The organism is Trichocoleus desertorum AS-A10 (assembly GCF_039962155.1).
Classification (GTDB): Bacteria; Cyanobacteriota; Cyanobacteriia; order FACHB-46; family FACHB-46; genus Trichocoleus.
Map to the genome: position 1 here is coordinate 126,094 of NZ_JAMPKN010000011.1, position 25,560 is coordinate 151,653.

24 protein-coding genes are annotated in these 25,560 nt (G+C 49.0%); 7 read left to right on the forward strand and 17 right to left on the reverse strand.

Annotated elements, in window-relative coordinates; genetic code table 11:
* Nucleotides 1-26: 26 nt before the first annotated feature.
* Together NDA01_RS16125 and NDA01_RS16130 are read right to left on the reverse strand one after the other, a co-directional pair.
* Entirely contained in the window at nt 27-845 is an 819-nt protein-coding gene (locus NDA01_RS16125) for an SAM hydrolase/SAM-dependent halogenase family protein (protein WP_190440168.1), read from the reverse strand.
* Nucleotides 846-967: 122 nt separating this feature from the next.
* Nucleotides 968-2,308 (reverse strand): hypothetical protein, encoded by a 1,341-nt coding sequence (locus NDA01_RS16130; protein ID WP_348228728.1) that lies wholly within the window; start codon nt 2,306-2,308, stop codon nt 968-970.
* Nucleotides 2,309-2,690: 382 nt separating this feature from the next.
* On the opposite strand from NDA01_RS16130, the gene NDA01_RS16135 reads away from it, so the two are divergent.
* Entirely contained in the window at nt 2,691-4,934 is a 2,244-nt protein-coding gene (locus NDA01_RS16135) for a PAS domain-containing protein (protein WP_348228729.1), read from the forward strand.
* Nucleotides 4,935-5,008: 74 nt separating this feature from the next.
* Here NDA01_RS16135 and NDA01_RS16140 read toward each other — a convergent pair whose 3' ends face one another.
* The 9 genes from NDA01_RS16140 to NDA01_RS16180 all read right to left on the reverse strand — a co-directional run bounded on the left by NDA01_RS16140 (nt 5,009) and on the right by NDA01_RS16180 (nt 14,021).
* A complete protein-coding gene (locus tag NDA01_RS16140) occupies nt 5,009-5,410 on the reverse strand; it encodes a peptidoglycan-binding domain-containing protein (protein ID WP_190549863.1) in 402 nt (133 codons plus the stop codon).
* Between the two features lie 113 nt (nt 5,411-5,523).
* Entirely contained in the window at nt 5,524-7,491 is a 1,968-nt protein-coding gene (locus tag NDA01_RS16145; RefSeq protein WP_348228730.1) for an ATP-binding response regulator, read from the reverse strand.
* Complete coding sequence (locus NDA01_RS16150; protein WP_348228731.1) at nt 7,484-9,652, reverse strand: ATP-binding protein; 2,169 nt, start codon at nt 9,650-9,652, stop codon at nt 7,484-7,486. Before NDA01_RS16150 ends, NDA01_RS16145 begins: the two co-directional genes overlap by 8 nt.
* A 1-nt stretch (nt 9,653) precedes the next feature.
* Nucleotides 9,654-10,673, reverse strand: a complete 1,020-nt coding sequence (locus NDA01_RS16155) for an ATP-binding SpoIIE family protein phosphatase (protein ID WP_348228732.1) — start codon at nt 10,671-10,673, stop codon at nt 9,654-9,656.
* Nucleotides 10,674-10,680: 7 nt separating this feature from the next.
* A complete protein-coding gene (locus NDA01_RS16160; protein WP_242017051.1) occupies nt 10,681-11,061 on the reverse strand; it encodes an anti-sigma regulatory factor in 381 nt (126 codons plus the stop codon).
* A gap of 4 nt (nt 11,062-11,065) precedes the next feature.
* Nucleotides 11,066-11,488 carry an STAS domain-containing protein gene (locus tag NDA01_RS16165; RefSeq protein ID WP_190440152.1) on the reverse strand — a complete coding sequence of 141 codons (423 nt, stop codon included), beginning with the start codon at nt 11,486-11,488 and terminating at the stop codon, nt 11,066-11,068.
* 13 nt (nt 11,489-11,501) lie between these two features.
* Nucleotides 11,502-12,347, reverse strand: coding sequence for an STAS domain-containing protein (locus NDA01_RS16170; protein WP_348228733.1), 846 nt, complete (start codon nt 12,345-12,347; stop codon nt 11,502-11,504).
* A gap of 294 nt (nt 12,348-12,641) precedes the next feature.
* Nucleotides 12,642-12,782: a hypothetical protein gene (locus tag NDA01_RS16175; RefSeq protein ID WP_348228734.1), complete on the reverse strand. Its 141-nt coding sequence runs from the start codon at nt 12,780-12,782 to the stop codon at nt 12,642-12,644.
* Nucleotides 12,783-12,809: 27 nt separating this feature from the next.
* The gene (locus NDA01_RS16180) at nt 12,810-14,021 is read right to left on the reverse strand and encodes an AbrB family transcriptional regulator (protein ID WP_348228736.1); all 1,212 of its coding nucleotides are present in this window, start codon (nt 14,019-14,021) and stop codon (nt 12,810-12,812) included.
* Nucleotides 14,022-14,494: 473 nt separating this feature from the next.
* Here NDA01_RS16180 and NDA01_RS16185 point away from each other — a divergent pair, with 473 nt between their 5' ends.
* Together NDA01_RS16185 and NDA01_RS16190 are read left to right on the forward strand one after the other, a co-directional pair.
* Entirely contained in the window at nt 14,495-15,598 is a 1,104-nt protein-coding gene (locus tag NDA01_RS16185) for an AI-2E family transporter (protein WP_348228737.1), read from the forward strand.
* Between the two features lie 11 nt (nt 15,599-15,609).
* A complete protein-coding gene (locus tag NDA01_RS16190) occupies nt 15,610-16,374 on the forward strand; it encodes a TIGR04283 family arsenosugar biosynthesis glycosyltransferase (RefSeq protein WP_348228738.1) in 765 nt (254 codons plus the stop codon).
* Here NDA01_RS16190 and NDA01_RS16195 read toward each other — a convergent pair.
* From NDA01_RS16195 to NDA01_RS16205, 3 genes are all read right to left on the reverse strand, one after another.
* On the reverse strand, nt 16,356-17,066 hold the full coding sequence (locus tag NDA01_RS16195) for a DUF547 domain-containing protein (RefSeq protein ID WP_348228739.1): 711 nt from the start codon (nt 17,064-17,066) through the stop codon (nt 16,356-16,358). The two genes, NDA01_RS16190 and NDA01_RS16195, sit on opposite strands and share 19 nt — an antisense overlap.
* A gap of 30 nt (nt 17,067-17,096) precedes the next feature.
* Complete coding sequence (locus tag NDA01_RS16200; protein WP_348228740.1) at nt 17,097-18,092, reverse strand: cation diffusion facilitator family transporter; 996 nt, start codon at nt 18,090-18,092, stop codon at nt 17,097-17,099.
* Between the two features lie 63 nt (nt 18,093-18,155).
* Complete coding sequence (locus NDA01_RS16205; RefSeq protein WP_348228741.1) at nt 18,156-19,382, reverse strand: patatin-like phospholipase family protein; 1,227 nt, start codon at nt 19,380-19,382, stop codon at nt 18,156-18,158.
* Between the two features lie 170 nt (nt 19,383-19,552).
* Between NDA01_RS16205 and NDA01_RS16210 the strand changes: the two genes are divergently transcribed.
* From NDA01_RS16210 to NDA01_RS16220, 3 genes are all read left to right on the forward strand, one after another.
* Nucleotides 19,553-19,741 carry a hypothetical protein gene (locus NDA01_RS16210; protein WP_348228742.1) on the forward strand — a complete coding sequence of 63 codons (189 nt, stop codon included), beginning with the start codon at nt 19,553-19,555 and terminating at the stop codon, nt 19,739-19,741.
* A gap of 249 nt (nt 19,742-19,990) precedes the next feature.
* Entirely contained in the window at nt 19,991-21,397 is a 1,407-nt protein-coding gene (locus NDA01_RS16215; protein WP_348228743.1) for a sugar porter family MFS transporter, read from the forward strand.
* A gap of 122 nt (nt 21,398-21,519) precedes the next feature.
* Complete coding sequence (locus NDA01_RS16220) at nt 21,520-21,864, forward strand: hypothetical protein (RefSeq protein ID WP_190440127.1); 345 nt, start codon at nt 21,520-21,522, stop codon at nt 21,862-21,864.
* Nucleotides 21,865-21,876: 12 nt separating this feature from the next.
* On the opposite strand, the gene NDA01_RS16225 is transcribed toward NDA01_RS16220, so the two are convergent.
* From NDA01_RS16225 to NDA01_RS16235, 3 genes are all read right to left on the reverse strand, one after another.
* Nucleotides 21,877-22,206 carry a hypothetical protein gene (locus NDA01_RS16225; protein ID WP_348228744.1) on the reverse strand — a complete coding sequence of 110 codons (330 nt, stop codon included), beginning with the start codon at nt 22,204-22,206 and terminating at the stop codon, nt 21,877-21,879.
* 78 nt (nt 22,207-22,284) lie between these two features.
* A complete protein-coding gene (locus tag NDA01_RS16230; protein WP_348228745.1) occupies nt 22,285-23,109 on the reverse strand; it encodes a M90 family metallopeptidase in 825 nt (274 codons plus the stop codon).
* Nucleotides 23,110-23,142: 33 nt separating this feature from the next.
* Nucleotides 23,143-23,751, reverse strand: coding sequence for a DUF4126 domain-containing protein (locus NDA01_RS16235; RefSeq protein WP_348228746.1), 609 nt, complete (start codon nt 23,749-23,751; stop codon nt 23,143-23,145).
* A gap of 221 nt (nt 23,752-23,972) precedes the next feature.
* Here NDA01_RS16235 and NDA01_RS16240 point away from each other — a divergent pair, with 221 nt between their 5' ends.
* Nucleotides 23,973-25,394: a serine/threonine protein kinase gene (locus NDA01_RS16240; protein ID WP_348228747.1), complete on the forward strand. Its 1,422-nt coding sequence runs from the start codon at nt 23,973-23,975 to the stop codon at nt 25,392-25,394.
* Nucleotides 25,395-25,560: the final 166 nt, after the last annotated feature.

Sequence of the window (25,560 nt, forward strand, 5' to 3'; positions counted from 1 at the left end):
TCTCGGCATTATAGTGGCTTTTCGATTCAAGCAGGACCGCTATTGCCAGCTAAAATTCGCTCTCGAATTTGAATCTGTGACCCGACTGCTGGTCTGCCAAATGCTTCCCAAGCACTGTGCCCCCGCAAAAATAACTCCATCCATTGAGTTTCTTGACCTGCGGAATCTGTCCAGCCGCTACTACCTGGCGCAAAGGCGATCTGCCCTGGTTCTACAGCAAAACTACCATCACTGGCGATCGCGGTTTGCTCTGTGTCACCAATTCGCACAGAGATTGCGGAGCCAACCTCAGCTTTGCGATCGCTCTGTTTAATAGTGGTTTTTAAGTTGCCGTAACCATCAATGTAAGCAATACAGTTCTCTGGGATATCAGGAATATCCGTCGGCTCTAGGACATCATCTAGCGCTTCTGGTTGCCCTAGAGCGATCGCAGCAGCGGCTTGAGGAAAGAGATCCCGCGATCGAAACTGGGAGCCTTCAGCAGCTACTGCGGCCCAACGCAACTCTGCTGCCGCATCTCGCACAAAGGAGAAAGCGTGCCCTGCATTGACCCCCATGACCCGTACTCCATTGGGTAAGCGGGCAAAAGCTAGCCGCTCCCCAGCATTTTCTGTACGGGCTTGCTCGTCATCCTGGCGAGGCGCAACGTTGTGATAAATGATGGTGCCAGCGGGAGCTTCATTGAGACCTAGCTGAGCCACACAAAAGCCCGCTGCTAGCGTAGAAAAGGCGGGAACAGGGGTAAGGATCGGTTCAGCGTCTGGTAAGTAGAGTCTGATGCGCTGCACGACTTCCGCAAAAGCGAGGTCGCCTTGTCCATAATCGGCAATGATGTGGATCAGCATAGGTTTATTACGAGCTGTTTTTCAACCTTAATGCTGCGGCTAAGTTTGATCCTCAATCTAGGGGTGAGTGCTGAAGATGAGCGATCGCTAACTTCTTACCCTTCACTCCCTACTCCCACCTTTCATGGCTGTAATTGCTGCAATTTCTTCTGAGCTGATTGCGACAGCGCCTGGGCTTCAGCATAAGCGGTTGTTCCAGGCTGGACCTTGCCTAGCTGATCTCTAATGCCTTGCAGTTCGCTGAGGAGATAGCCCCGATCGGTCGAGAAGTTTTCCCTTGTAGCAGACGCTAAAAACGAGCGAGTCGTCCTTTGTGCTGCTTCTAGCGCTGCGGCAGAGTCTCGTTCTGCCTCTAGGCGAATCCGCACGATCGCCAAATTTTTCTTGTAGTCTGCCAATAAAGATCGGGAGGCTACATAGCCGGGATCGGCCAAACTAGCCTGCTCCACTTGTGTAACCGCATCTTCCCACAACGCTACTATCTGCTCCCATTTTGCAGCTTGATGGGGGGAATTTTGGCCAAGTTGGGCGGCTCTCAAGGCTAACTGCATTCCAGCATTCATTAATGTATCGGTGCGGGCGCTACCAGCAGCAAAACCTGTAACTTGCTCAAAATCCCGTTGACTGGCCACCAATTTAGTTTGAGCCATCCGACCCGCCAAGGTAGCAGAGGGGACTTGTTGCAACTGGTCGAGTGCCATTTGCCAGTCAGCGATCGCATCTGCTTTGGCAGCGGAAGCTTTGGCTTGTTGATATTCCTGCTTGGCAGTATTCAGCGCTTTGTCACTCGCTCCTAATTGTGTTTGAGCATTCTGCTCTTGAAACACTTTCGCTTCCATCCGCCCAATACTTTTGCGGGCTGTTTCAAATTCATCTAACGTGAAGCGCCAACCGCACTGAAAGAACCCACAATAGGTTCGGGGGCTATAGCCTAAAAACCAAACAGGTAAGGCATCCAAATGCGTTTGGGCTAACTTGACCTTTTCTCCTCCCAAGCTAATATCAGCGGAACTGGTGGCGCGATTGACCAGTTGATCCGACTGCTCTACCAAGGAAATTGCTTGTCGGTAGTTGTGGTCCATGCTGAGGTAGCTGGGGAACAGGAGAAACGGTGCAACTTTAGCCACCGGAATCCGAATCATGGGAAACGGCAAGTTGAGGACATAAATCCCACCGACTACACCGACAGTGGTCACAGTCACGAGCTTGACCTTACTCCAAATTCCAGGAGGACGATTTGCCCTTAACGCTTGCTTGATCGCCTTATGACTAAACTCTGGAAAAATATCACTAATCACCTGACATAATTCCGCTTCAGCCACAGGTACACCCATCTGCGATCGCAGTCTCTCTAGCCGTCGTAGCACAATTTCTTTCTGCACTTGGCCCGCAGCATCATTGCTAGCACAATTCTGGATTTCGGTTTGCAGGATATGAAAGGCGCGATCGCTGAGACGAGACATAAGAGCTTAGCCAAAACCACTGAATTACAGTTTTCCCGAATCTGGCCAATCTACTCCAATTTTTCTCTACAGGTGGGAAGCGATCTTGAGAGCTCATTGCATCCTAAACCCCTTGGCTTAAACAGGATTCTAGGCAGAATTGATGAACCTGCGTGGCGGCTAAGCCCTGCCAGGGCTAGGTAACCGTAAAAATTTATAGTGCCAAAATAATTGCGAATTAATTCTTGCTCAAATCATCATAGATTCCACGGATGTTTACCCTTCTCCAGCCGTGATACTGATCAACTGTCTGCCCATCTATGGTCAGGCTGACTACGGATAGATAGAGATGCTGTAGCTACAACAGTTGTGATTAACCTAGCCCCAGAAAAAATTATTTAGCATGCCTCAGAACCTCTCTGCCTCTAGTCACTTACAGCGTGAGGAACTCTGCTATCTATTTGTTGAGAATCTCCCCTTTGCTGCTGCCCTGCTCGATCGCAACATGAACTATCTCATCACCAGTCAGCGGTGGTTGAGTGACTTGGGGTTAGATCAGCTAAATATCACAGGGCGATCGCATTACGAATTTTTTCCTCAGCACTGTCATCCCTTGAGTGCTGCTCACCAACAGTGCTTAGCGGAAGTCACTGAGCTTTGTGTCGAAGAACAGTTTCAACGATCAGATCGGGCGATCGCTTGGCGACAATGGAGAATTTGCTCTTGGCAAGATCGATCGGGTGCCATCGCGGGCGTCATGCTACTGGCTGAAGACATTACCCAACGCAAGCAAGCCGAGGCAGCCCTGCGCGAAAATGAAGCAGAGTTACAGGCCATTATTGACAACTGTCCCGCTGTTATTTACCTGAGGGATACACAAGGTCGGTTGACCCGTGTGAACCGCCAGTTTGAAATCTTGACAGGGATGAGTGCCGACCAGATTTGCGGCAAGAGCAGTCATGATCTCTTTCCCCAACATGTCGCTGATGAGCACTGGAGAAACGATCAAATCCTATTGACCTCTGGCAAAGCAATCACGGTAGAGGAGTTAGCACCACAGGCTGACGGTTTACATACTTATCTCTCCGTCAAGTTCCCTATTTTTAATGCTAAGGGCGAAGTTTGCGCAACGGGCGGTATTTCAACAGATATCAGCGATCGCAAGCAATTTGAATCAGCTCTGAGGCAATCAGAGGCCAAGCTGAGAGAAAAAGCCCAGCGCGAACAACTGCTCAATCAGCTCACTAATCAAATTCGGAGTTCCTTAAACCTCAACCAAACTCTAGAAACGGCGGTAAGGGAAATTCAATCTTTGTTGCAGCTCGATCGCTGTTTGTTTGTCCGCTACTGTCAAGATACTACGCCTCCTTATTGGGAGATCACTCAAGAAGCAAAAGATCCTGCCCTCGACAGCTTATTAGGATTTAAAAACGTCGATGCAGACATTCTGCCCTTAGCTGAGAAATCTTTAAGACGAGAGGGTGTTCGCATTGACGATGTGCAAAGGGAGCCTGACCCAACTACTCGGGAATTCTTTACCTTTTTAGGCTACACTTCCACGCTGACGCTCCCTGTTCATACTCAATCTGGTGAGATTGGTGTTATCTGTTGCGCCATGACTCAAGCGAACCGAACTTGGGATGATTCAGAGGTAGCCTTACTGCAAGCAGTGGGCGACAATTTGGCGATCGCAATCGATCAAGCCAAACTGTACGAACAAAGCCGTGCGGCTGCAGCGACCGCCCAAGCTCAGACCAAACAACTAGAGCAAGCACTCCGTGCCCTCCAGCAAACCCAAGCACAATTAGTCCAGACCGAGAAAATGTCTAGTCTGGGGCAACTCGTGGCGGGTGTGGCGCATGAGATCAACAATCCCGTAAATTTCATTTATGGCAACCTCTCTCATGCCGATGGGTACATGCAGGACTTGCTGCATTTGCTGGCTCTCTATCAACGACATTACCCGCAGCCTCATCCAGAGATTCAACAGGAGATGGCCGACATTGATATAGAGTTCCTCTCAGGAGATTTGCCCAACCTACTGTCATCTATGAAAGTAGGAGCAGACCGCATTCAAAAGATTGTGCTAGCGCTGCGTAACTTCTCCCGCATGGATGAAGCCGAGGTTAAGTCAGTGAATCTCCATGAAGGCATTGATAGCACCTTGATGATTCTCCATAACCGTATTAAGGATACGCCTAACCATCGCGGCATTGAGATCATCAAAAACTACGGCAATCTTCCTCTATTGGAATGTTACGCCGGACAGCTAAATCAAGTCTTTATGAATGTGCTCTCGAATGCGATCGATGCACTGAATGAACGAGATAGCCAGCGATCGCTTCAAGAAATCAAACAAACCCCTAGCACCATTACGATTCGGACTCGTAAGCTTGATGCCCAGCAAGTGCAGATTAGGATTGCGGATAACGGGCCTGGCATCCCAGAACCTGTCAGACAGCGCTTGTTTGAACCCTTCTTTACCACCAAACCGATTGGTAAAGGTACGGGGTTAGGTTTATCCATCAGCTACCAGGTGGTCGTTGAAAAACATTTGGGTCAGCTTGAATGTTTCTCTGCTTTAGGTCAAGGTGCTGAGTTTTTGATCACTCTCCCTCTCAGGCTTCAGGGGATCGAGCGGATATAAATGTGTAGGGGAGAATGGCGATCTCCCCCTGTAGAAATTTCATCTATAGCAATCCAGCTCTTAAGGGAGAAAAACTAAACAACAGCACGGGCTAGGTCATTGAGGCGCTGACGAACTACGAGATTGGCAACGCCATCCACGTTGTAGGCATAGCGGCGCTCAAACTCTTTAACCGCAGCAACGGTTCTAGGACCATAAAACGGTTGATTCTGAGGAATATTGGCTCGGATCACCCGGTTGAGATTATCTTGCAAAATCCGCATCGCTTGTTCTGCTTTTGCCATTGTGAGCGGACCAGCAATGCCGTCTACCTTAAGTTTAAAGTAGGTTTGGAAGGCTCTAATAGCTTCTACTGTAGTTCTGTCAACGAGTGGTCCTTCGTAGCTGGAGATGGGAAAGTTAGGATCGGGCTCGGGAGAGGAACCGAAACCGTAACCATTCAAAATACTGCGGAATTGGGCATTGGTGTAAGCCATGATGAACGCTCTTCTCGAAGGTGTGTGGGCTTGATATTGCGATCTACAAGCTCCAAAATTGCGTTTTCGGGAACCTAGCAATAGATCACCCATCTGGGCGAATGGCGTTTGGCTTAAAGTTTTCGATTTCTTGCCGCGAGGCTAGCAATAACAGTGGCTAGTTCTGCTGGCTCGACTGGTTTAGGGATATGAATTTGAAATCCAGCCGCAATCACTCGCGTGCGGTCTTCAGTGCGGGCATAAGCTGTCAAGGCTACAGCAGGAATTGAGCCTCCTTGCTCTACTGGTAAAGCCCTAATCCGGTGGATTAAGCTGTATCCATCTTCTTCCGGCATCCCAATGTCACTAACCAGCACATCGGGTTTTTGAGCTAAAAGGAGTTCTATGGCTTCTTGAGCAGATGTTGCTGCTAAGGTTTCGGCTTCACATTGCTCTAGCACTGCTAAGAGGTAGTTTCGTGCATCTACTTCATCATCTACAATCAAGACCCTGACGCCTTTTAGAGAAGGAGGATTATTAAAAGGAACTGCTTGGGCAACGGTGGGATGAATGCGTTCTGTATTACTTTCCTCAATCCGCACCGGAATGAGGGGCAACTTGACTGTAAAAGTTGAGCCTTCTCCCGGACCAGGACTATAAGCCTCTACTGTACCGCCGTGCAGCTCAACTAGATGACGGACGATCGCCAACCCCAAGCCTAAGCCACTATAGGAACGGGTGATAGAGCTATCCGCTTGGCGGAAGCGATCGAACACATAAGGAACGAAATCTGAGCTAATTCCTTGGCCTGTATCGCTGACAGCAATTTCAACATGAGAATGCACTCGCTCTAAGCGGATTTGCACTCGTCCACCCTTGGGTGTGAACTTGATGGCATTAGATAATAAATTCCAAATAATTTGTTGTAGACGATCTGAATCTCCTGCGACGCACCCACTCCCTGGGTCGAGGACAGATTGCAAACGGATTTCCTTTGCTTCTGCAGCTGGCCCCGCCGTTTCCAGGGCAGTTTCAATGATTGCCTTCAGCTCAATGGGACGGACATTTAATCGCAGCTTGCCCTGAATAATCCGGGAGACATCCAGCAAATCTTCTACGAGCTGAGCTTGGGAGCGGGCATTCCGTTCAATGGTCTCCATCGCTCGCGCTGTAGTCGCTTCATCGAACTTGCGCGTATTTAGCAAACGGGTCCAGCCCAACATAGCATTCAGGGGCGATCGCAATTCATGAGAAAGTGTTGCCAAGAACTCATCTTTTACCCGGTTGGCTGCCTCTGCTTCCGTTCGTGCTTTTTGTTCTCGATTGAGTAGTTGAATTCGTTCTGCTTCGGCTCGCTGACGCTCTGTGATATCCGTCAGGAGATAAACTGCGCCTGTAAAGATATCCTCGGAGTTAAATACTGGATCGACTGTAATTAAAAACCATCGAGAATCAAACTGAACTTCTTGAATTTCTCGCTGTTGGGTCACTTGGACCCGAGCAAAAGGAGTGATGTCTGTGTAGCCTAAAAACTTCTCAATGAGGGTTTGTTGAGAATATCCAATAATGTCTTCTACGGGTCTGCCTAAAAGTTGAGACAGTGCCCGATTACAACGGAGAAAATTTCCCTCTCGATCGAGTAGGCCAACGCCATCACTGATCGAGTCAAAGGTGATTTGCCATTCCTTGGCCAAAGCTAGAGCGGCATCTTCTGCCCGCCGGATGCGTAACAGCGAGCGAATGGTGGCAAGTAGCTCAATAGGTTCCACCGGCTGGGCCAAGTAAGCATCCGCACCACTGTCTAAGCCTTGGGCTTTATCTCGGCTTTCGATAAAGCTAGCAGATAGATGTAAAACAGGAATAAAAGCTGTTTTGGAGTTCGTTTTAATCTGGTGACAGACTTCAAAGCCATTGAGATCAGGAAGCTTCACATCCAGAATTACCAAGTCGGGAGATTGCTCTGTGACGACTTGCAATCCCGCATAGCCGGTTTCGGCTTCTAGGGCGATAAATCCAGCATTTCGCAGAATCCGAGAGACAATATACCGATTAGATTCATTGTCATCTACATGCAAAATCTTGATCAATGACTCCTCAGCCATGCTCGATTCCCCCCGCCTCCAGCACTAATCCCGCTTTGATCAGCGCTTCTTGGAGCTTGGCGATCGCAACCTCGGCTGAGGAATTTTCTTTGGAGAGAATAGCCACCGTCCGCTCAGCTAAAATCTGGCTCTCTTCTGCCTCTAAGAGCTGCGATGTGTTGATAATCACCGGAATACTACTCGTGGCAGGCTGCTGCTTCAGTTGGTCCAGCACTTCAATGCCACTCATCTCTGGCATGACTAAATCTAAGACTATCGCCTGAGGCTGTTCTGATTGCGCTAAGCGAATTCCTTCGTATCCATTGCTGGCTTCTAGAATCGACAGGGGTATGTGAGGCAGCAGTTGAGACAACTGTTGTTTCAACAGATAACGAGCCACCAGGTCATCATCGATCAGCAACAGTTTTTGTTGTTGGTTTTGATTAATTAACATATTTAGTTGCTTGAGCAATGACAGCCTATCTACAGGCTTAACCAGAAATGCGTCCGCGCCCAGATTCCTAGTTTGTCTCTCATTATCTACCACACTCATTACCAAAACTGGAATAGATCGGGTCGCGGGATCTTGCTTTAGCTGCGTCAAAAGGGACCAAGTGTTTTCTCCTTCCAAGAGAATATCCAAAACAATGGCTACGGGTTGCACTTGGGCTAAGGCCTGGCTGGCATGTTCTAGTGTACGCGCTGGAATTAACTGGTACGTTGAACCTTCGAGATATTTCTCGTAGGTAAAAAGGGTTTCAGCATGATCTTCCACCACTAGCACGGGCGAGCGCTGCGGGTCAAACTGCCAATCAGGTTGGGCGATCGGCACTCCTTCAGGCAGATGAGGATAGACCAAAGGAATGGTGGCTGAAAAGGTAGAACCGCTCCCTGGAGTGCTTGTTACCGCGACATCACCCCCCAAAAGTTCTGCTAATTTGCGCGAGAGTGGCAAGCCTAATCCAGTGCCCTTCACCCGCTTTTGTAAGTGCGACTCGATTTGAATAAAGTCCTCAAAAATCCGTTCTAGATCCTGTGGACTAATGCCAATTCCTGTATCAGTGACCGAGAGTACCACGCGATCGCCAGCCCTCACCGCAGACACTCGCACTTCCCCCTGCTCGGTATACTTCAGAGCATTCGAGATGAAATTTCTGAGAATCTGCGCCACTTTGCCTTCATCACTATGGATTGCTGGAATATCTATAGGTTCTTCAAAAAGCAGGGAAACAGAAGAGTTATGTTCCAAAAGCGGTCGCAGCATCCCCCGCAGCGTCGCAAATAGTTCATCAACTTCAAACGTAGAGAGGTGAACAGCCGTCTTGCCCGCTTCTACCTTGGCTAAATCCAGAAGGTCATTGACCAGATCCGAGAGTCCCGCCGCTGATTTACGGATAAAAGTGACTTGTTTCTCTTGCTCCGACGTTAGATCGCCATCTGTTCGATCCATCAGCAATCGCGTCAGAGACATAATTGAGTTCAAGGGAGTCCGGAACTCATGACTCATATTCGAGAGAAAGCGGGTCTTTAGCTCATTGGCTCGCTTTAGAGAGTCTGCCTTCTCATCTAGCTCGGTATACAAAGCCACGACTCCTCGATTGGTATCCTCTAGTTCTCGGTTGAGTTGCGTTAACTGCTCTTCTCGTTTACGGAGTTCCGCTAAGGCTTGGAGGAGTTCTTGGTTTTGCTGCTGTACCTCTTCATAGGGATTTTGCGGCGATCGCTGGACTAACTCATTAACAATGTTTGTGATCTGCTGGCTGTTGAGAGCGGTGACTTGCCGAGGCAACTGCTTAGCTAGAACCACAGTCGTGCCTCGTCCTGGCAAAGACTCAATTTGAAACTGATCCATCAGTTGCCGTGCCCCGACAATGCCCCGCCCTGCTCCCGTTTCAGAGTGATAGCGTCCTTGCAAAACGTCCTCAAGCTGCGGGATACCTTGTCCTTGGTCGCGGATGATGATTAAGAAACTCTGGGGCGACTGACCTTCCAAGCGAAACTCAACTCTGCCGCCTCCCGTATACTGAAAGGCATTGCGAGCCATTTCTGAGACAGCAGTAGCAATTCGAGTTTGGTCTTGTGCGTCAAACCCAATGAGCGCTGCAATTTGTCGAACTCGTTGGCGGGTTAGGACCACATCTTGTTCATAGCGAATTTCGAGAGTTAGCAGCACTGTACTCATCTCAGTTCACCTCACGCGCAACCAGCACGGTCACATCGTCTCGTCCTCGGTTAAAGTCTCGATAGAGAATTCCTGCAATCAGGCTGGGATGCTGGTTGACCAAGCCAGGATAGCGATCTAAGCGCCATTTTGTCCCCAAACCATCGGAATGCATAATCAGTATCCCTTTCGGCTTCCACGAGTAGGTAAAGGTCTGATTTTTTCGCATCTCGCAGCCCACAGTACCGTTGTGAGAAACCATATTGGTACTGCGCTCAATCGGCTGGTCAGTCGCCAAAAGGCTACCCACGATATTGCCAACTCCAACGTACTGCACCCTCTGTTCCTGCAAGTTCACTTCTGCGATCGCCACTGCTGCGCCCCGCGTGCTCCGCAAAGCTGCATGCATATCCGCCATCAGCTCGGATGGAGTGCGATCGCCTGCTTCTTGAAACACCTTTACTGCTTCCAGGGAGGCTTGGGCTGCCATCGGTCCATGTCCTAACCCATCGGCGATGAGTAAGAGATGGCGATCGCCGACAAATTGGCTGCAATAGGCATCTCCTGACACCTCTTCACCCTGCATAGGTAAACAAACTACCCCAATCTCTAACTCACCCGCTGCATAGACTGGGCAGGCAGAACCCGCCCACAGCCGGCAGAAAATCGCGGTTCCTTCTGGGGAAGCGGAATAGACCTCAAACTGATCGGAGAGACGTTGAATTGCGCCTAACCCAGTTCCAGAAGTGCCACCCGTGGAGAAGCCGTCTCTGAGGCACTCGCTCACATCCCGCATTCCTGGTCCCCGATCAAGAGAAAGAATTTCTAGCCCTGCGACACCTTGGCGCTCTAGCGATCGCAGCAGCAAAGCCCCCTCTTGAGCATGTTTAATCAGATTGTTGGCTATTTCAGTCACGACAATTCCCACCTTGCCTTGCTCTACCTCACTAAAGCCAAGCTGCGTTGCTAGAGATGCGGCTCTGCGTCGTGCTTCTCCAACCTGACTCGGCTCTACCATCGAGAGAACAATGGGGTGGGTCATATTCGTTTTATTTCCATTTTGTTACCGTCACCGTGGTTCCTTGACCAACCTGAGAAACAAGCTCAAACTCGTTCACCAGGCGCTTTGTTCCGCTCAAACCCATGCCCAATCCACCTCCTGTGGTGTAGCCGTCTTTCAGGGCAAGGTCAAGATCAGGAATACCAGGCCCTTGGTCTGCAAAGGTTAAGCGCACCCCTCTTCGGGCACCGACTTGCACAGTCTCTAGAGTCGCAGTGCCGCCCCCACCATAGTCCAACGTGTTCCGAGCCAATTCGCTGGCTGCGGTCACAATTTTGGTTTGGTCCACCAAGCTGAGCCCGATCTCAATGGCCACCTGACGCACCGCTTGCCGCACTAGCACTACATCAGCCGAGGATTGGATACTCATGATTTCACATTTCTCCATAGATGCCTGTAGGCTCCTCTGGCAAGACGGGGCTCTCGTCTTCATTCAAATCTCGATGCACAGCCGATCGCAAGAGAGCCATGCCTTTTTCGACATTCAAAGCAGTGCGAATGCCAGTCAGTGACAAGCCCAACTCGACTAAAGTAATCGCAACCGCTGGCTGCATCCCCACGACCACGGTTTCTGCATCTAGAACTTGGGCCATTTTGGCAATATTGCCCAAGACTCTACCAATAAACGAATCCACAATTTCTAGGGCAGAAATGTCAATCAGGACGCCGCGAGCATCAACTTGACTAATGCGCGTGGTCAGATCGTCCTGCAAAGTCATAGCCAGGCGATCGTGCATATCAACTTGAATCGTCACCAACAGCAGGTCGCCCATTTGGAGAATTGGAATGCGTTCCATAGCACCTCCCTCCCTAACCTTGAGTGCGAATAATCTTCCTGCCTGTGCGCTCAAGCGCTAGCTTAAAAGCGTCGGCCAAACTAGATTTGGTCGTCACGCCTGCCAGGTCAACCCCTAGATAGACAATGGTTTGAGCAATCTGGGGCCGAATGCCACTAATGATGCATTCTGCTCCCATGAGGCGAGCTGCTGTAATCGTTTTGAGTAAGTGCTGAGCAGTGAGCGTATCTACGGTGGGCACACCAGTAATATCGATGATGGCAAAATCCGATCCTGTCTCGACAATCTTTTGCAGCAGCGACTCCATCACCACTTGCGTCCGAGCGCTATCCAACGTCCCAATAATGGGCAAAGCTAAAACGCCCTCCCAGAGTTTGACGACTGGAGTTGATAGCTCTAGCAGCTCTTCCTGTTGTCGCAGAATTACCTCTTCTCGGTTCTTCTGATACACCTCTGTCGTAAATAGCCCCAACTTATCGAGTAGAGCAGTCGCGGTCCAGACATTCTCCAACAACTCTTCTCCGTCCTGGGCTAGTTCCTGGCGCAGACGAGCAAACAATGGCTGCTTAAAGGAGAAGACAAAGCTAGCAGTTTCTGAGGGAGTAAAGCCTTTTTGGGAACGCATCCGAGAAATATTACTCAACAGCCCCCGAACCTCATTCCAAGGCGCTGAATAAACGTCGCTCAAGCTATTTTGGCGTACGGCTTCACGAAACAAATGAATAAACTCTCGGCATTCCTCGCGCAGCTCTCCTTCCTTAAGCAGCCCCCGCCGATGGCTGGCCGTGATGACTTGCAGCCACTCTGTTAGTAGCTCAGCTCCATGCTGATCGAGAATGTCATGAATTTTGCTACCCATTCCTCTTTACCACCCCATCTCCAGTGACAACTCCATTCCAGGTTTTAACCTAGCTCCTTGAAGCAGCGACTGAAGAATAACGAATAGGCCTGAACTAAAATTTGACTAAAATTTTGAGTCCTATCGTTTAGTCCTTGAAGAAGTGGCCTTCGTTAGGGGAACTAAGGTAGCTTGATGCAATATCAAGCCTCACTCATTATAGAGGAGCTAGGTTCCGCTCAGAGTGACCCTCGGTGCTAGAAATCTTAAGCTATTCCCTATAGACGATTTGTCTGTTTGGTAATTAGGCAGAAACTATACCTTTAAGTAGAAATTATGCCGCCTCGACTGTAAAATTTTGCGATCGCCACGCCAAATAGGTGGCGATCGCTTGGACACAGTTTTACTCAGGGGTTCACTATCCAAGCGATATTGTGGCGGGTGGATGGTTGCCATGAAGTATTGGCTACGCAGGAATGAGCTTCAGCGTTGTTTGGAGGTTGGATTAGCGGCTGGAATAGATTCTAAAACTGGGGCTGGGTTGTTAACACCGTTGCTCAAGCGCTCTTCTAGGTAGCACGCTAGGGAAACTAAAGCGGGCAAGGAGAAGTTAATGGCGATCAACCTGACTAGATGCCCCGCTGTGACAATCTCAACATCGTGATGTAAGACCAAAGCAATCCAAATCATTTCTGGAGAGCCTCCCGGAGCCGTCACCAACAGACAAGTGAGCCAATCCCAAGGCGTCAGCAGCATGGCAATTCCTGCCGAGAGTAAGCCTGCGAAGAAGGTCAATGTCACAGGCACCAAAGCATAGGCAATCGTAGCGCGACTAAACTTGGGATTAAGTCCCCAATATTCTCCAATTGTGATCCCTAAAAGGATTTGACCGATCACCTTAAATAAAGGTGAAAAGCTAAAGTCTATTTGGGCAGTTAGTGGCAGAGCAGCAAACGAGAAATTTAGAGCTATACCCACCACAATTGAACCTAAAAAAGCAGCTACAGGAATCTTCAGTTTACCTGCCGCAGAAACAACCAAAGCTGTTAAACTGAGCACCAAAACTAGGAGAAATAAGTAAGTTGAATTCAGCTTAAATAGGTCTTGAGTGAGAGTCGCGATCGCTGTGTGAATGTCATAGGGATGAGAAACGTTAGCAATGAGCGGAATCGCTGAAATTAAAGTGGTAAAACGAATGAGTTGCACTAAGGAAACTAGGGCAGTGCTTTTGCCATAGTCTGCTGCTAGGCTCGCCATGATCCCGATGTTGCCAGGTACAGTGGCTAGGGTAGCAGTGAGTAAATCTGTTTTTTGTAACCGAGAATAGATATAAGCAATTAAGCCCCCGCTAGCTAACAAAAATAAAGCAAGAAAGACAAAAATTGGTAGCTGAGCTGTAATGGCTTCTAGGTTATGCGGCTGAATCGAAAAACCCACCGTTAAGCCGACAATCATTTGGCCCAGCTTTCTCAAATTACGGTTAGGCTCTATGCGATCGCTGAATCGAGCTCGGTAAATATAAAAAGCTAGGGCTCCAGCGGCAATTCCGCCCAAAATCCAAGCTCCACCACCAATGCCTAAAGCAATAAACCCAAAGCCAGCCGCGAAAGCCAGAATCGTTTCAACTAAGACTAATGAATAAGTAACAATATTTTTAGTAGTTATATTAAATTTCGCAGCAATTACTTCTATCACGAAGGCTCTCTTAACTTTATTTTTAAGCCTATCACTTCTCCCAAAAAGTGCTAAAGCCAAGGGAGAGATTTAGGAGGATTCAATGAAAAGAGAAATACGGTAACTCCGCTCGCTATTTATCTGATACTGATATTGCCTAACGATCCTTACAGATTAGTCAATCCGTAATCAATAACTCTAGTCCTCAATACCATCAGCGACAAGTCGGCAAAGTTACCAGGCCCTCTAAGAGGCGTGAAAATTCACGCTGATGTGGTTGCCCGTTTTTTGAAATCCTCAACTGCTCAATCTGTCCCTAGATAGAGAACTGCAGCTCAATCTTGCTAACTTATTTTTATCTTTGAAAGTTGATTTTAACCTTAGAGTGATATGAGGAATGGCTAGGAAGCCCGACAATACACCATAGGAAGGCTCTCACATTTCCACTTCTCACCCTCCTCTAAAGCGGTCAGCCAAAGGACTCAGCCAAAGCTATGAAAATGGGACAATGGATCGGCTTAATTGCCCTGCTAGTTTCGATGTACATCTTATGGCAGATCCGGCAGGTGCTGTTGCTGGTCTTTATGGCGGTGGTGTTTGCGACCGCTTTGAACCGTTTGGTGAGGCGATTGCGGCGATCGGGAGCGAAGCGAGGGTTTGCAGCATTGTTAGCTATCACTTGTTTCGTAGTCTTCTTCATCGTCTTTGCTGCGGTAACCATTCCACCCTTCGTTGAGCAGTTTCAACAACTGACCGAACTAGTTCCCCGAGGACTAGAACGTCTGCGGATCTGGGTAGAAGCTTTACGAACCCAGTTACCTGGTCAGCCGCTAAGATACTTGCCCAGCGTCAATGACTTGACCCGCCAAATTCAACCTTTTGCTAGCTGGGCCTTTAACAATTTCTTTTCACTATTCTCAAATTTCTTAGCGATTCTGTTGAACCTGCTACTAGTCATGGTTTTGACCATTATGCTACTGGTCAATCCTGCTCCCTATCGGCATGGATTTGTGCTGCTGTTTCCTTCGTTTTACCGCAGACGTGCCGATGAGATCCTGTCAAAGTGTGAAATCGCTCTAGTCAATTGGATGGGCGGCATTCTGATTAATATGGTTGTCATTGGTTTGGTCAGTGCCGTGGGTCTGTGGATTTTACGAGTGCCCCTAGTGCTAGCCAACGCTGCGATCGCGGGGCTCTTGGAAGCCATCCCTACCGTAGGCCCAACGCTGAGCTTGATTCCCCCAATGGCGATCGCGCTTTTGGATGCTCCTTGGAAAGCAGGGGCTGTATTAGCGTTCTATGTAGGAATTCAGCAGCTAGAGCAATTTTTGCTGGTGCCGTTTGTCATGTCTAAACAGGTGGCAATCTTACCCGCTGTGACGTTACTCTCGCAGGTAATTTTCGCCATCTTCTTTGGCTTCCTCGGCTTGTTCCTCGCCATTCCCTTAGTCATTGTGGGTCAGATTTGGGTAGAAGAAGTTTTAGTTAAGGACGTGCTCGACCAGTGGGGTGCAGAGTCTAAATCTAGTAAAACTTCAGCGCCTGTAGAAGTGGTTAATGGTCCAGTCGAAGTGATTGATCATGCGGCGGAGTCTTAAACTTCAGTTGCATGCAAACTCGTGTTTCCATTGTGATTCCAACCTTGAATGAGGCCAGCAGTCTAGAGCGCACGTTGCGTCACTTGGCCTTGTTGCATCCCCCTGCCGCCGAAATCATCGTCGTAGATGGCGGCAGTGAAGATGGAACAGTCGCGATCGCTGAAGCAGTAACAGCCTCAGGTTGTATGCCTCCATCGACGCAACTGCGCCTCCTAGAAACCGAGCAACGGGGGCGATCGCTGCAAATGAACTTCGGCGCGGAAGCGGCTACAGGAGATATCCTTTGCTTTCTCCATGCCGATACTTGGGTGCCAGACGACTTAGTTGAAGTCATGAGCCATACTTTGTCAGATGCCCAAATCGCCTGTGGTGGATTTGTTTGTTTATTGGCAGGACCGCAAACCACCCGTTGGGGCATCTCCTTACATCACTATCTCAAAACCTATTACGCACCACTATTATTTCGCCCCCGTCTCTTCTTTAAGGGATTACGTCTTTTGTTTGGCGACCAAGTTATGTTTTGTCGTCGCCAGGACTTTTGGGAATGTGGCGGCTTTGATCCAGCTTTACCCATCATGGAAGATGGGGATTTGTGTCTCAAATTAGTCCAGAAAGGACGTATCTGCATGGTCAACCGAGTCGTGCAAACTTCCGATCGCCGGGTAGCCCATTGGGGTTCGCTGAAAGCCACTGCCATCTATTCCTACATTGGCTTTCTCTGGGGATTGGGTGTTTCAGCGACCTATCTCAAGAAATTTTATGCCGATATCCGCTGATTCAGTTGCCAATCGTAATCCAGATACTGGATTGGAGTTTCAGCATCCAGGGGTCGATCTACTTTGAGATAACGACGGATGTAGTCTGGAATCGAAGGAGCCAACTGGAGAAAGTCTTGCCGATACCACTTGAAAATTTGACTGCAATATAGCGTTTGCGTTTTCGAGTCGTAGTGCACCTTATCCTCGTTGTTGATAAAACGGCTGACATCCGCCTCCAATTGCTGCTCCACGCGATCAGGCCAGTAAGCTTCATTGCGTAGTAAGGGACAACCAATCGAGGCACAAACCAAGGCAAAATGAATCCGGGGTTCCTGGAATTGCGATCGCAGAACTTTATGTTCAATATCTGCCAAGCTGTAGCGCTTCCCTGCCACCACATGAGCGGGACGAGAGAAAAACCACAGAAAAGCGGCCCAGTTCGGTAATCCTAAAATCTTTGGTTGAATCGATGCAATTGGGTAACGCTCCAAAATTCGCGCGATCGTGAAGGCATTGTAGAGATTAATCCATAATGCCAACTGCTGGTCTCGCGGCAACTCCAGACTGAAACCAGGAGATTGAAAAGTTGAGAGCCATTGATTCAGGCTATCTGGCTGGTCCCGCTGCCAAGTGCCATAGTCTACTCGGCCCTGACCATCCACATATTGCTTGAGTAGGGCATCCCAAGGCGCAAAAGCGATCGCGACCATAATCTCCTAGAGTTCTATTACCTCTATAGGTTAAACCCTATGATCTGGCTCCAAAGCACAAGCTTGGCAAGAGTTGCCCATTTCAATTTGCAGCGTCGTATGCTCAATGCCGAAAAAATCGTGCAATTCTTGAGCCATTTGAGCTAAGAACGCATCTCCAGGATGTCCTTGCGGCATCACTAAATGCGCTGTCAAAGCCGTCTCCGTCGTGCTCATGCCCCAAATATGTAAGTCATGAACTTGAGTCACCCCTACCTGCTCAGTTAAATAAGTCCACACCGCCTGCTCGTTAATCTGGGTGGGTACAGCATCCATACTAAGGCTGAAAGCCTCCTTAAGTAATTGCCAAGTACTTGTAATGATGATTGCACTGACTACCAAACTAAAGACAGGGTCTAACCAAAACCATTGAGTCAGCAGAATTGCCAACCCTGCCAACACCACACCCAAAGACACGATCGCATCCGCCACCATATGTAGAAATGCTGCTCGAATATTCAGATCATGCTTACGACCTACTAAAAATAGAGCCGCTGTAGCAGCGTTAATCACAATTCCTAGGGCTGCTACCCCGATCATGGTGCTGCCTGCAACTTCCGGGAGCGGCGCTGAGCGAGTCAAGCGGGCGATCGCCTCCCAAGCAATGCCACCCGTCACGACGAGTAAGAAAATTGCATTAAAGAACGCCGCTAAAACCGAAGAACGCCGCCAACCATAGGTATACCGTCGCGAAGGTTTCCGCTGAGCTAAGAGACTCGCTCCCCAAGCCAAAGCCAAACCCAACACATCGCTTAGGTTATGCCCCGCATCGGCAAGTAGAGAGACAGAATGGGCTAAAACTCCAAACACAGCCTCCGTTAGCACGAAGCCAAGATTTAAGCTAAGGCCAATGACAAAGGCGCGGTTATAGTTAGCCAGGCCATGATGATGGCCATGAGAGTGGTGATGACCGTGATGGCCCTGATGTTGATGATGCTGGTGTTGCTGATGGTCGCGATCGCGATGGTGGGGAGTATGCTCAGACATAGCACCATGATAAACATTCAGACTCTGAGAACCCACCCTAAACTGAACCCAGTTCTTAGGCGATTAGGATAACCAATTGGTTTTAAGGAAATGAGTCAGTCGTCCTTGCACTTGGCTCAGGCACGCTTCCGCGTCCCGCCGTAGATTTGCCAAATTCTCCTGGCTAGCATTATCAATGCCTTCCTTTGAGTAATTCAGTTTGGGCTGAATTCTCAAGTAGTGGTCGTCAGCGATAATTTGCTGGGAGACGTAGGCATGAATGCCGGAAGGGGCATCCATCGTCACACCAATAATGCGAGCGTTCCAAGCCCAACGCAGTATCCCCCACTGTCTCGCTTCCACCCAAGGAATTGAGCCTTCAGGCTGCCCAGTGCCAATAGAGAGTACCTGAATATCTTGTGGCGCATGACCTAATCTTAGAGCTTCCGCGATCGCGCAGGCAGTCGGGTTATTGGCTCCTACTCCACCATCAATGGTAGAAAACTCACCGATCAGACGGTATGTAGAAGTAGCATCGGGCACTACAGACCAAGGTTGCGCCATAGTTGCCGTCTGGGTAGCAGCATCGTAGCGCTCAATTGAAGCTCTTTGCCCTTTTCCTGGCCCTGCCAAGATTTCAATTTGCATTTTGTAATAATCATCTGCATCTTGCCAGGGAGTCGCTGCTAAGGTAAGCGTCTGAGGAGTAGCACCGTTAGCAGTTCCGTCTGCCCGTACTAGGAGGCGATGGGCTGGAAAGTAGGAGGGGGCAGAAGCAGAGCAAGCACAGATCTCCCATAAGGGCACGTTGGCATACCACTTGTCATGCCGCCAACTCTTAAACACCAGTGGCATGCGCCGGATCGTGTCGTAAGTCGTGACTAATAATTTTTGAGATTCGCCATTAGATTTCTGGGCAGAACTAATTTGGCAGAATTTGCGATCGCCTAATTCTGTTTGCAGCACTTTCAGCAAGCCCGCATCAGAAAACTTGGGCACAGAGAGAGAAGGGGGGAAACTGGTCAAACCATATTGCGCGATCAGTTTTAGCCGCTGCGGCATCAAATAGCCCCACCAATCCCCATAGGGAAAGATAGTTTTGCCGCGCTCTTGATAAAGATTGATTAACCTCTCACTGCTAAAGCCTAAAGTTACACCAGCGGCTAAGAGTGAGCCTGTGGAAGTTCCAGCGATCAAGTCAAAATGTTGGCTGAGTGGGCCGCCTAACTGCTGTTCCACTACTTGCAGAATGCGTGCTGCAATAACTCCCCGAATTCCACCTCCATCTAAGCTGAGAATCCGAAATGTCATAAAAATTTCCCTTAAAAATCCTAAAATCTAATGGCAGAGTACTACCTGCCTAGCCTGTCAGAGTCCGGAAAGCGAGCTTTTAACTTTAGATTCACTCACAGATCTCCGAAAGAACTTTAACTTACAATCAGGCCATATTTTGCAATTCTGCGGCCTAGCAGGCTAAACCTATGATGCGGGTACGCTCCATCGCCTGTTATTTGTCACCACGTTGGCTTAACCCTAGCCTGGATGCCCATTGCATAACCGAGCGATCGCAACCGTTGCAGTATGAACTACCAAAAATGGGCAACTACTATGTCTTTGGCTACGGTGGCCCAGGCAATCATTTCTACGACTTCAAAGTTCGAGTAGATTAGCTAAACCATATGTGTATCAACTGCTACTACGCCTTTGGAAGGGCAAATCTCCTTTCAACGGGGGATGTTCGAAAAAGAACATGTTCGCTAAGGCAGATGAGCAGCGAGTAGAAAGCAGGATAAGGTCAAGATCCAACAAAGAATATTAGAGCTAAGAGCGCAACGATCCTGTCAGAGGCTGGCTCCTATTTTCTGTTGGCTAACTTTGTGGCTGACCGACTTAACGAAAATTATTTAACAAGTATAGTCATGCTTTCAACAAAACAACCTACTGCTCAGAACAATCGCTCCTATATTCTGCTGATCTGTGGAGCGGCAGCGCTGGGTGGCTTTTTATTCGGGTTTGATACTGCGGTCATCAATGGTGCGGTTGCGGCTTTGCAAGCTCACTTTCAAGCAAATAGTGTGTTGATCGGCTTAGCCGTTTCTTTAGCACTGTTAGGTTCTGCGATCGGAGCTTTCTTTGCAGGCCAAATCTCAGATCGCTTTGGTCGAGTCCGAGTCATGATCATTGCTTCAATATTATTCACAATTAGCGCGATCGGCTCTGGCTTACCATTCGGCATTTGGGATTTTATTTTTTGGCGAATTTTAGGCGGTGTAGCCGTTGGCGCTGCCAGTGTGATCGCCCCAGCCTATATTGCTGAAGTCTCTCCGGCACATTTACGAGGGAGAATGGGTTCTTTGCAGCAGTTGGCAATTGTGGTTGGGATTTTTCTGGCTTTGCTCTCCGACTACTTTATTGCTGTTTCTGCGGGTTCTGCGACTGCCCCTTTCTGGTTCGGCATTGCTGCTTGGCGATGGATGTTTTGGACAGAAATTCCTCCCGCTATTCTGTATGGTGTAGCGGCATTAAGGATTCCAGAGTCTCCCCGTTACTTAGTGGCGCAGGGACGAGAATCCGAAGCAGCGGCTGTCTTTGCCAAAGTAGATAGAACCATCGATGTGAGAACCAAAATTCAGGAAATTCGCGATACAGTGCTTCGCGATCGCACTGCTAAGTTCTCTGATCTTTTGAGTCGTAGAGGTGGTCTAATTCCGATTGTTTGGTTGGGGATGGGATTGTCTATTTTCCAGCAGTTCGTGGGGATCAATGTCATCTTCTACTACAGCAGCGTCCTGTGGCGCTCGGTTGGGTTTAACGAGGCGAGTTCGCTCTGGATTACTGTGATCACTTCAGTCACTAACATCGTCACCACTCTAGTCGCGATCGCCTTTGTGGATAAATTTGGCCGCAAACCCCTATTGGTTTTGGGGTCCATTGGCATGACACTGACGCTAGGCGCAATGGCAACTGTCTTTAGCAATGCGGCGGTAGATCCGGCGGGCAATCCTGTCCTGGCAGGCTCTCAGGGCATTATCGCGTTACTGGCCGCTAACCTATATGTGTTTTGCTTCGGCTTCTCTTGGGGGCCTGTGGTGTGGGTGCTATTGGGCGAAATGTTTAACAACCAGATTCGTGCGGTTGCCTTGGCAGCTTGTGCAACGATTCAGTGGGTAGCCAACTTTCTTGTTTCAACTACATTCCCACCCTTGCTAGAATCCTTTGGTTTGGGGACTGCGTACGCTCTCTATGCTACAGCAGCAGCCATGTCTTTCTTCTTCGTGCTCTTCCTAGTCAAAGAAACTAAGGGCATAGAACTAGAAGATATGTAATCACGCAGATACTACTCAGAGGAGCAGGCAAACGCAAAGAGATTTGAAATAATAGAGGTAGGGAACGATATGAATCGGCCCTGCCTACAACTTCAAACTTTTTCGATGCCTGAGGCCAACTGATGCAACGTTTAATTGCTGGCGTATTAGTAGTTTTGGGGTTAGAGCTATCCAGTGCCGCAGCGGTTCAGGCTCAGGCTGCCATTGATAGATTGGGAACTTTTAACTTTCCCAATACCAGAGACAGCCAACCCAACTACCCTAATAGTGCCCGAGTTTATTCTAATGGTGCCATCCGTTCTCCACGGGGCCAAGTGGCCTCTCCTGCCGCAACCATTAGACACAGTGACGGGTCTACGAGTTTCTATTATCGTGATGGAACTCAGATTAGGGTAGACAAAAAGGCGATCAGCCCCGTTGGCACTCCTTTGAGGTCAAGTGTGATCAATGAAGGAATGAGAAGATAGAAGGCGATCGCTCTATGTCTCAGGTGGCGCGTTCTGAAAGCATCCGATCGAATTGCGATCGCACCTAGAGGGCGGATCAGAGAGCCCAAAGCGATCGAGCAGAATAGCCACCCCAACTGCTAGAACCGCTCCAATCGACAGACCAACGGCAAGCAAGATCAGGTAAAGGCGCTTAAAACTTTGTTGAGTAGCTCGGAGCCGTTCTTGCTTCGCCTGTTCCGCTTCTGGTGAAGGAGAGGTAGGGGGAGCAGGCATTGGTGGGGTAGATGGAGGTGTTTTCTGGCCTGAGCCATTATTACCATTAAGATGAGAATCGGACGGGTCGGAGGGATGCTGATTCATGCCCCTGTCTTGCGTACTCCCTGATGCGGCATTGTCGATCACTAGCCTCAGTCTAAACCCTTTCAGCGATCGCCATAATTAAACCCATTTCACCGGATCGAGTTGATAGTAGTGTTGTAGCTGCTCGTAAAGGGCGGGATGCCTTTTTAACAATTGCTGGGGTTTTTCAAAAAATGTTTCGGTTGCCACAGCGAAGAACTCAGCAGGATTTAGAGTGCCATAGCTATTCATCACCGTTTTGGTCCCTCGTTGCACATCCTGACAGAGTTGTTGATACTCCTGCGTCATCACCTTTGCCCAGACTGCATAATCTAGATTTTTGGGCAAAAACGGTACTCCCTCGGCGTTGCCATCCTCTTGATCTAGCTGGTGAGCAAACTCATGCAGCACTACATTATGTCCGTCTCGCCAATTACTCGCGTCTCGCTGCACCTGCTCCCAGGACAACACCACCTGATCTCGGCTCCACGACTCTCCCAGCCGCGCGACTCGTCTTTCCTCCACCACATAGTTACCCTCGATCGCAGTCTCATTTACAAAGTAAGTGCCGGGATACACCAGAATCGATCGCAACTTGAGAAAGTAGGTCCCTCGCTCATTCAACAACAGCAAACAGGCCATTGCTGCGATCGCGAGCTTCATCTCCTCAGTAACTTGCAACCCCCCACAGCCAATAAACTGCTTCTCTTTCAGAAAGACTTGGATATGTCCCTGTAGTCTTCTCCTTTCAATCGCAGAAAGACTGGAATAAATAGGGAGATAATTCTTTACTACCGCATCCCAAAGGGGTGGAAATGAGCGTTTTTTGAGGCGATCGCGGCGTCGTTTTACCAAGAGAGGACTGGCAAAAATCCCAACCACAACCAGGCCGATCGCCAGAAGAAGAATAACTGCTGCAACCATGTACTGTCGCGATCGCTGCGAAGGCGCTTGGAATTAAGACAAATTTTCTGGGGTGCTTTGCGGCGTTCTGAAACGAGAGAAGAATCGCCACAGCTTCGCGATCGCGAAACCTAAAAACGCAATCACCACAATAATGGCAACGACTGGCAAGGTGATTGCTAAAATCGAGAGCGCGATCGCCACGACTAATTCCACCGTCGCCACAATTGGGTTCGCTAAGCCGCCGGAGGTTGCAGTTGAGGTAGCTCGTAACAGATTGGTCAAGCTTTTGGTGATGCCTGCTGCTCCTCCCCCTGCGACTAGAGCTAGCGTCCATTGCGCCACGGGGTTAAGGTCAGGAGCCAGCGAAGCTGTGACAATTGTGCCCGCTAAAATTGCTGCTGGCGTTGCCACCACATCGAGCAGATGGTCGAACCAGGGAATGTAGTAGCCTCCTACTTCTAGAGTTGAGGCGATCGCAAATACAGCTAATGCCTGTGGGCTTTCAATCCAGTCGAAGTCAGTGGGTAAGTTGGCATGACCCAGCACAGCCGCCGCACTGAGTGTCAGGAGTGGTACAAAGACTCGGAAGCCAGAAGCCGCACTCAAGCTCACGCCTAATAAGAACTCGATCAAAGTGTTGAAATTCAAGAGCTGATCCACACGCTCCTCCCCTATTGCTGCATCTAGCCCCTAAATTTAGGATAACGTTTGCCACATATCCCTAGCCTGAGTCTAAGGGTGGTTATCAGAACTATCTAGCTTTTAGGAAAGTGAATATGAGCTTGTGTATCTATAAAGTCGGTAGAATCAGACCTCGTTTTAGAGATTCTTCCCGTTACTTGGGGATAACTACAGCCAAGGAGATGCTCACCTAACCTTCTATGCTAGAACCTGAACAAGTTCTCCACATTCGCCAAGGCACACCAACTGAAGGGCACTACCGACTGAAACAAAAACTAGGGCAAACGGCTGGACGGCAAACTTGGCTGGCAGAAGATTTAGCAGCGCAGCCTCTGGAAACTGTGGTGATCAAGCTCTTGGCATTTGGCGACCAAGTGCAGTGGGATGACCTAAAGTTGTTTGAGCGCGAAGCTCAGGTGTTGCGACAACTCAAGCACTCGCAAATTCCCAAGTACCGCGATTATTTTTCCATTGACGATCGCCTGCTTTGGTTCGGCTTGGTGCAAGACCATATTTCTGGCGCTTCCTTGAAGCAACTAATCGCTGGAGGTCAACATTTCAGCGAGCGGCAAGTGCGGCAGATGGCGGCGAATCTGCTGTATTTATTGATTTATCTTCACGAACTCAGCCCTCCGGTATTACACCGTGACATCAAACCCAGCAATTTGATTTTGGGCAAAGATAATTACATCTACCTAATTGATTTTGGTGCGGTTCAAGATAAAGCTGCAGCTGAAGGTAGCACGTTTACAGTTGTGGGAACTTACGGGTATGCCCCGATGGAGCAGTTTGGGGGCCGAGCCGTTGCCGCTTCTGACCTGTACGCGCTGGGAGCAACCCTAATTCACCTCCTCACAGGGGTATCCCCAGCAGAGTTACCTCAGAAAGATCTGAAAATTCAGTTTGCCGATCGCGTCAGCTTAGACCCTGACTTTGTCTGGTGGGTGGCTAAACTGGTACAGCCTGACGTAGCGAAACGGTTTCAAACGGCCCGACAAGCGCTAGAAGCTTTGCGATCGCTAGAAGCCAGTAAAGCCTCACCGCTCTCGACTTCCTCTCAACAGCCTGACCCATCTCGTGAGCGATCGCCAGCACTTCAAAGAGAGCGATCGCTGGTGCCTCATTTTGATACTCGAATTCAGTTGCATCAAACTGCTGATGAGTTGCTGATTCAAGTCCCAGGCGCAAACCCCTGGAATTTGCTCTACTTAATTCCGGTTGGCATTGGGCTAGCGATCTTCGGTCAGATATGGGCACCTGTGATGGCTAGTATGAGCTGGCAGTTTGGCAATACTCTCTTTTTCTTCTTACCAATCGCGCTACTAATTGCTGCTTCGACCTATTGGGATTTTCTACCAACTTATGTGCAATTTACTCCAGAGAAATTTGCAATTTATAAATCTCCCTTTGGCTTCTCCTTGACGATGATTCAAGGCTCAAATGCAGAGATTCACAATATTTTTCATACCCTGAGAGCCTTCCGGGCGGGCAAGCAAACTTATGAAAAAAGGGTGGTCACGATCCAGACCTACAGTAGCGAAAGTTTCTTTGCTAAAGGATTTAGTTGGGACGAATGCAACTGGCTGGTGAAGGTGATTAAAGAATGGTTACGGATGGCTTAATCCAGCTAACTCTTCACAATTTTTAAAGCATCTCTGTTTAGCATTTTGCTGTTATCCTACCTCTTCCTCAGGGCAGAATAGAAGTGTAAAGCTCGACACATTTTACTCTCGATAAAAACATCACGCGATCGCCCATCCCGCTTACTGTCGAGAGCCCCCCTCAACT

What these genes read in the sequence shown, in the direction of transcription:
- NDA01_RS16125 (WP_190440168.1), bottom strand. Translation starts at nt 845, where the DNA reads ATGCTGATCCACATCATTGCCGATTATGGACAAGGCGACCTCGCTTTT.
- NDA01_RS16130 (WP_348228728.1), bottom strand. Translation starts at nt 2,308, where the DNA reads ATGTCTCGTCTCAGCGATCGCGCCTTTCATATCCTGCAAACCGAAATC.
- NDA01_RS16135 (WP_348228729.1), top strand. Translation starts at nt 2,691, where the DNA reads ATGCCTCAGAACCTCTCTGCCTCTAGTCACTTACAGCGTGAGGAACTC.
- NDA01_RS16140 (WP_190549863.1), bottom strand. Translation starts at nt 5,410, where the DNA reads ATGGCTTACACCAATGCCCAATTCCGCAGTATTTTGAATGGTTACGGT.
- NDA01_RS16145 (WP_348228730.1), bottom strand. Translation starts at nt 7,491, where the DNA reads ATGGCTGAGGAGTCATTGATCAAGATTTTGCATGTAGATGACAATGAA.
- NDA01_RS16150 (WP_348228731.1), bottom strand. Translation starts at nt 9,652, where the DNA reads ATGAGTACAGTGCTGCTAACTCTCGAAATTCGCTATGAACAAGATGTG.
- NDA01_RS16155 (WP_348228732.1), bottom strand. Translation starts at nt 10,673, where the DNA reads ATGACCCACCCCATTGTTCTCTCGATGGTAGAGCCGAGTCAGGTTGGA.
- NDA01_RS16160 (WP_242017051.1), bottom strand. Translation starts at nt 11,061, where the DNA reads ATGAGTATCCAATCCTCGGCTGATGTAGTGCTAGTGCGGCAAGCGGTG.
- NDA01_RS16165 (WP_190440152.1), bottom strand. Translation starts at nt 11,488, where the DNA reads ATGGAACGCATTCCAATTCTCCAAATGGGCGACCTGCTGTTGGTGACG.
- NDA01_RS16170 (WP_348228733.1), bottom strand. Translation starts at nt 12,347, where the DNA reads ATGGGTAGCAAAATTCATGACATTCTCGATCAGCATGGAGCTGAGCTA.
- NDA01_RS16175 (WP_348228734.1), bottom strand. Translation starts at nt 12,782, where the DNA reads ATGGCAACCATCCACCCGCCACAATATCGCTTGGATAGTGAACCCCTG.
- NDA01_RS16185 (WP_348228737.1), top strand. Translation starts at nt 14,495, where the DNA reads ATGAAAATGGGACAATGGATCGGCTTAATTGCCCTGCTAGTTTCGATG.
- NDA01_RS16190 (WP_348228738.1), top strand. Translation starts at nt 15,610, where the DNA reads ATGCAAACTCGTGTTTCCATTGTGATTCCAACCTTGAATGAGGCCAGC.
- NDA01_RS16195 (WP_348228739.1), bottom strand. Translation starts at nt 17,066, where the DNA reads ATGGTCGCGATCGCTTTTGCGCCTTGGGATGCCCTACTCAAGCAATAT.
- NDA01_RS16200 (WP_348228740.1), bottom strand. Translation starts at nt 18,092, where the DNA reads ATGTCTGAGCATACTCCCCACCATCGCGATCGCGACCATCAGCAACAC.
- NDA01_RS16205 (WP_348228741.1), bottom strand. Translation starts at nt 19,382, where the DNA reads ATGACATTTCGGATTCTCAGCTTAGATGGAGGTGGAATTCGGGGAGTT.
- NDA01_RS16210 (WP_348228742.1), top strand. Translation starts at nt 19,553, where the DNA reads ATGATGCGGGTACGCTCCATCGCCTGTTATTTGTCACCACGTTGGCTT.
- NDA01_RS16215 (WP_348228743.1), top strand. Translation starts at nt 19,991, where the DNA reads ATGCTTTCAACAAAACAACCTACTGCTCAGAACAATCGCTCCTATATT.
- NDA01_RS16220 (WP_190440127.1), top strand. Translation starts at nt 21,520, where the DNA reads ATGCAACGTTTAATTGCTGGCGTATTAGTAGTTTTGGGGTTAGAGCTA.
- NDA01_RS16225 (WP_348228744.1), bottom strand. Translation starts at nt 22,206, where the DNA reads ATGAATCAGCATCCCTCCGACCCGTCCGATTCTCATCTTAATGGTAAT.
- NDA01_RS16230 (WP_348228745.1), bottom strand. Translation starts at nt 23,109, where the DNA reads ATGGTTGCAGCAGTTATTCTTCTTCTGGCGATCGGCCTGGTTGTGGTT.
- NDA01_RS16240 (WP_348228747.1), top strand. Translation starts at nt 23,973, where the DNA reads ATGCTAGAACCTGAACAAGTTCTCCACATTCGCCAAGGCACACCAACT.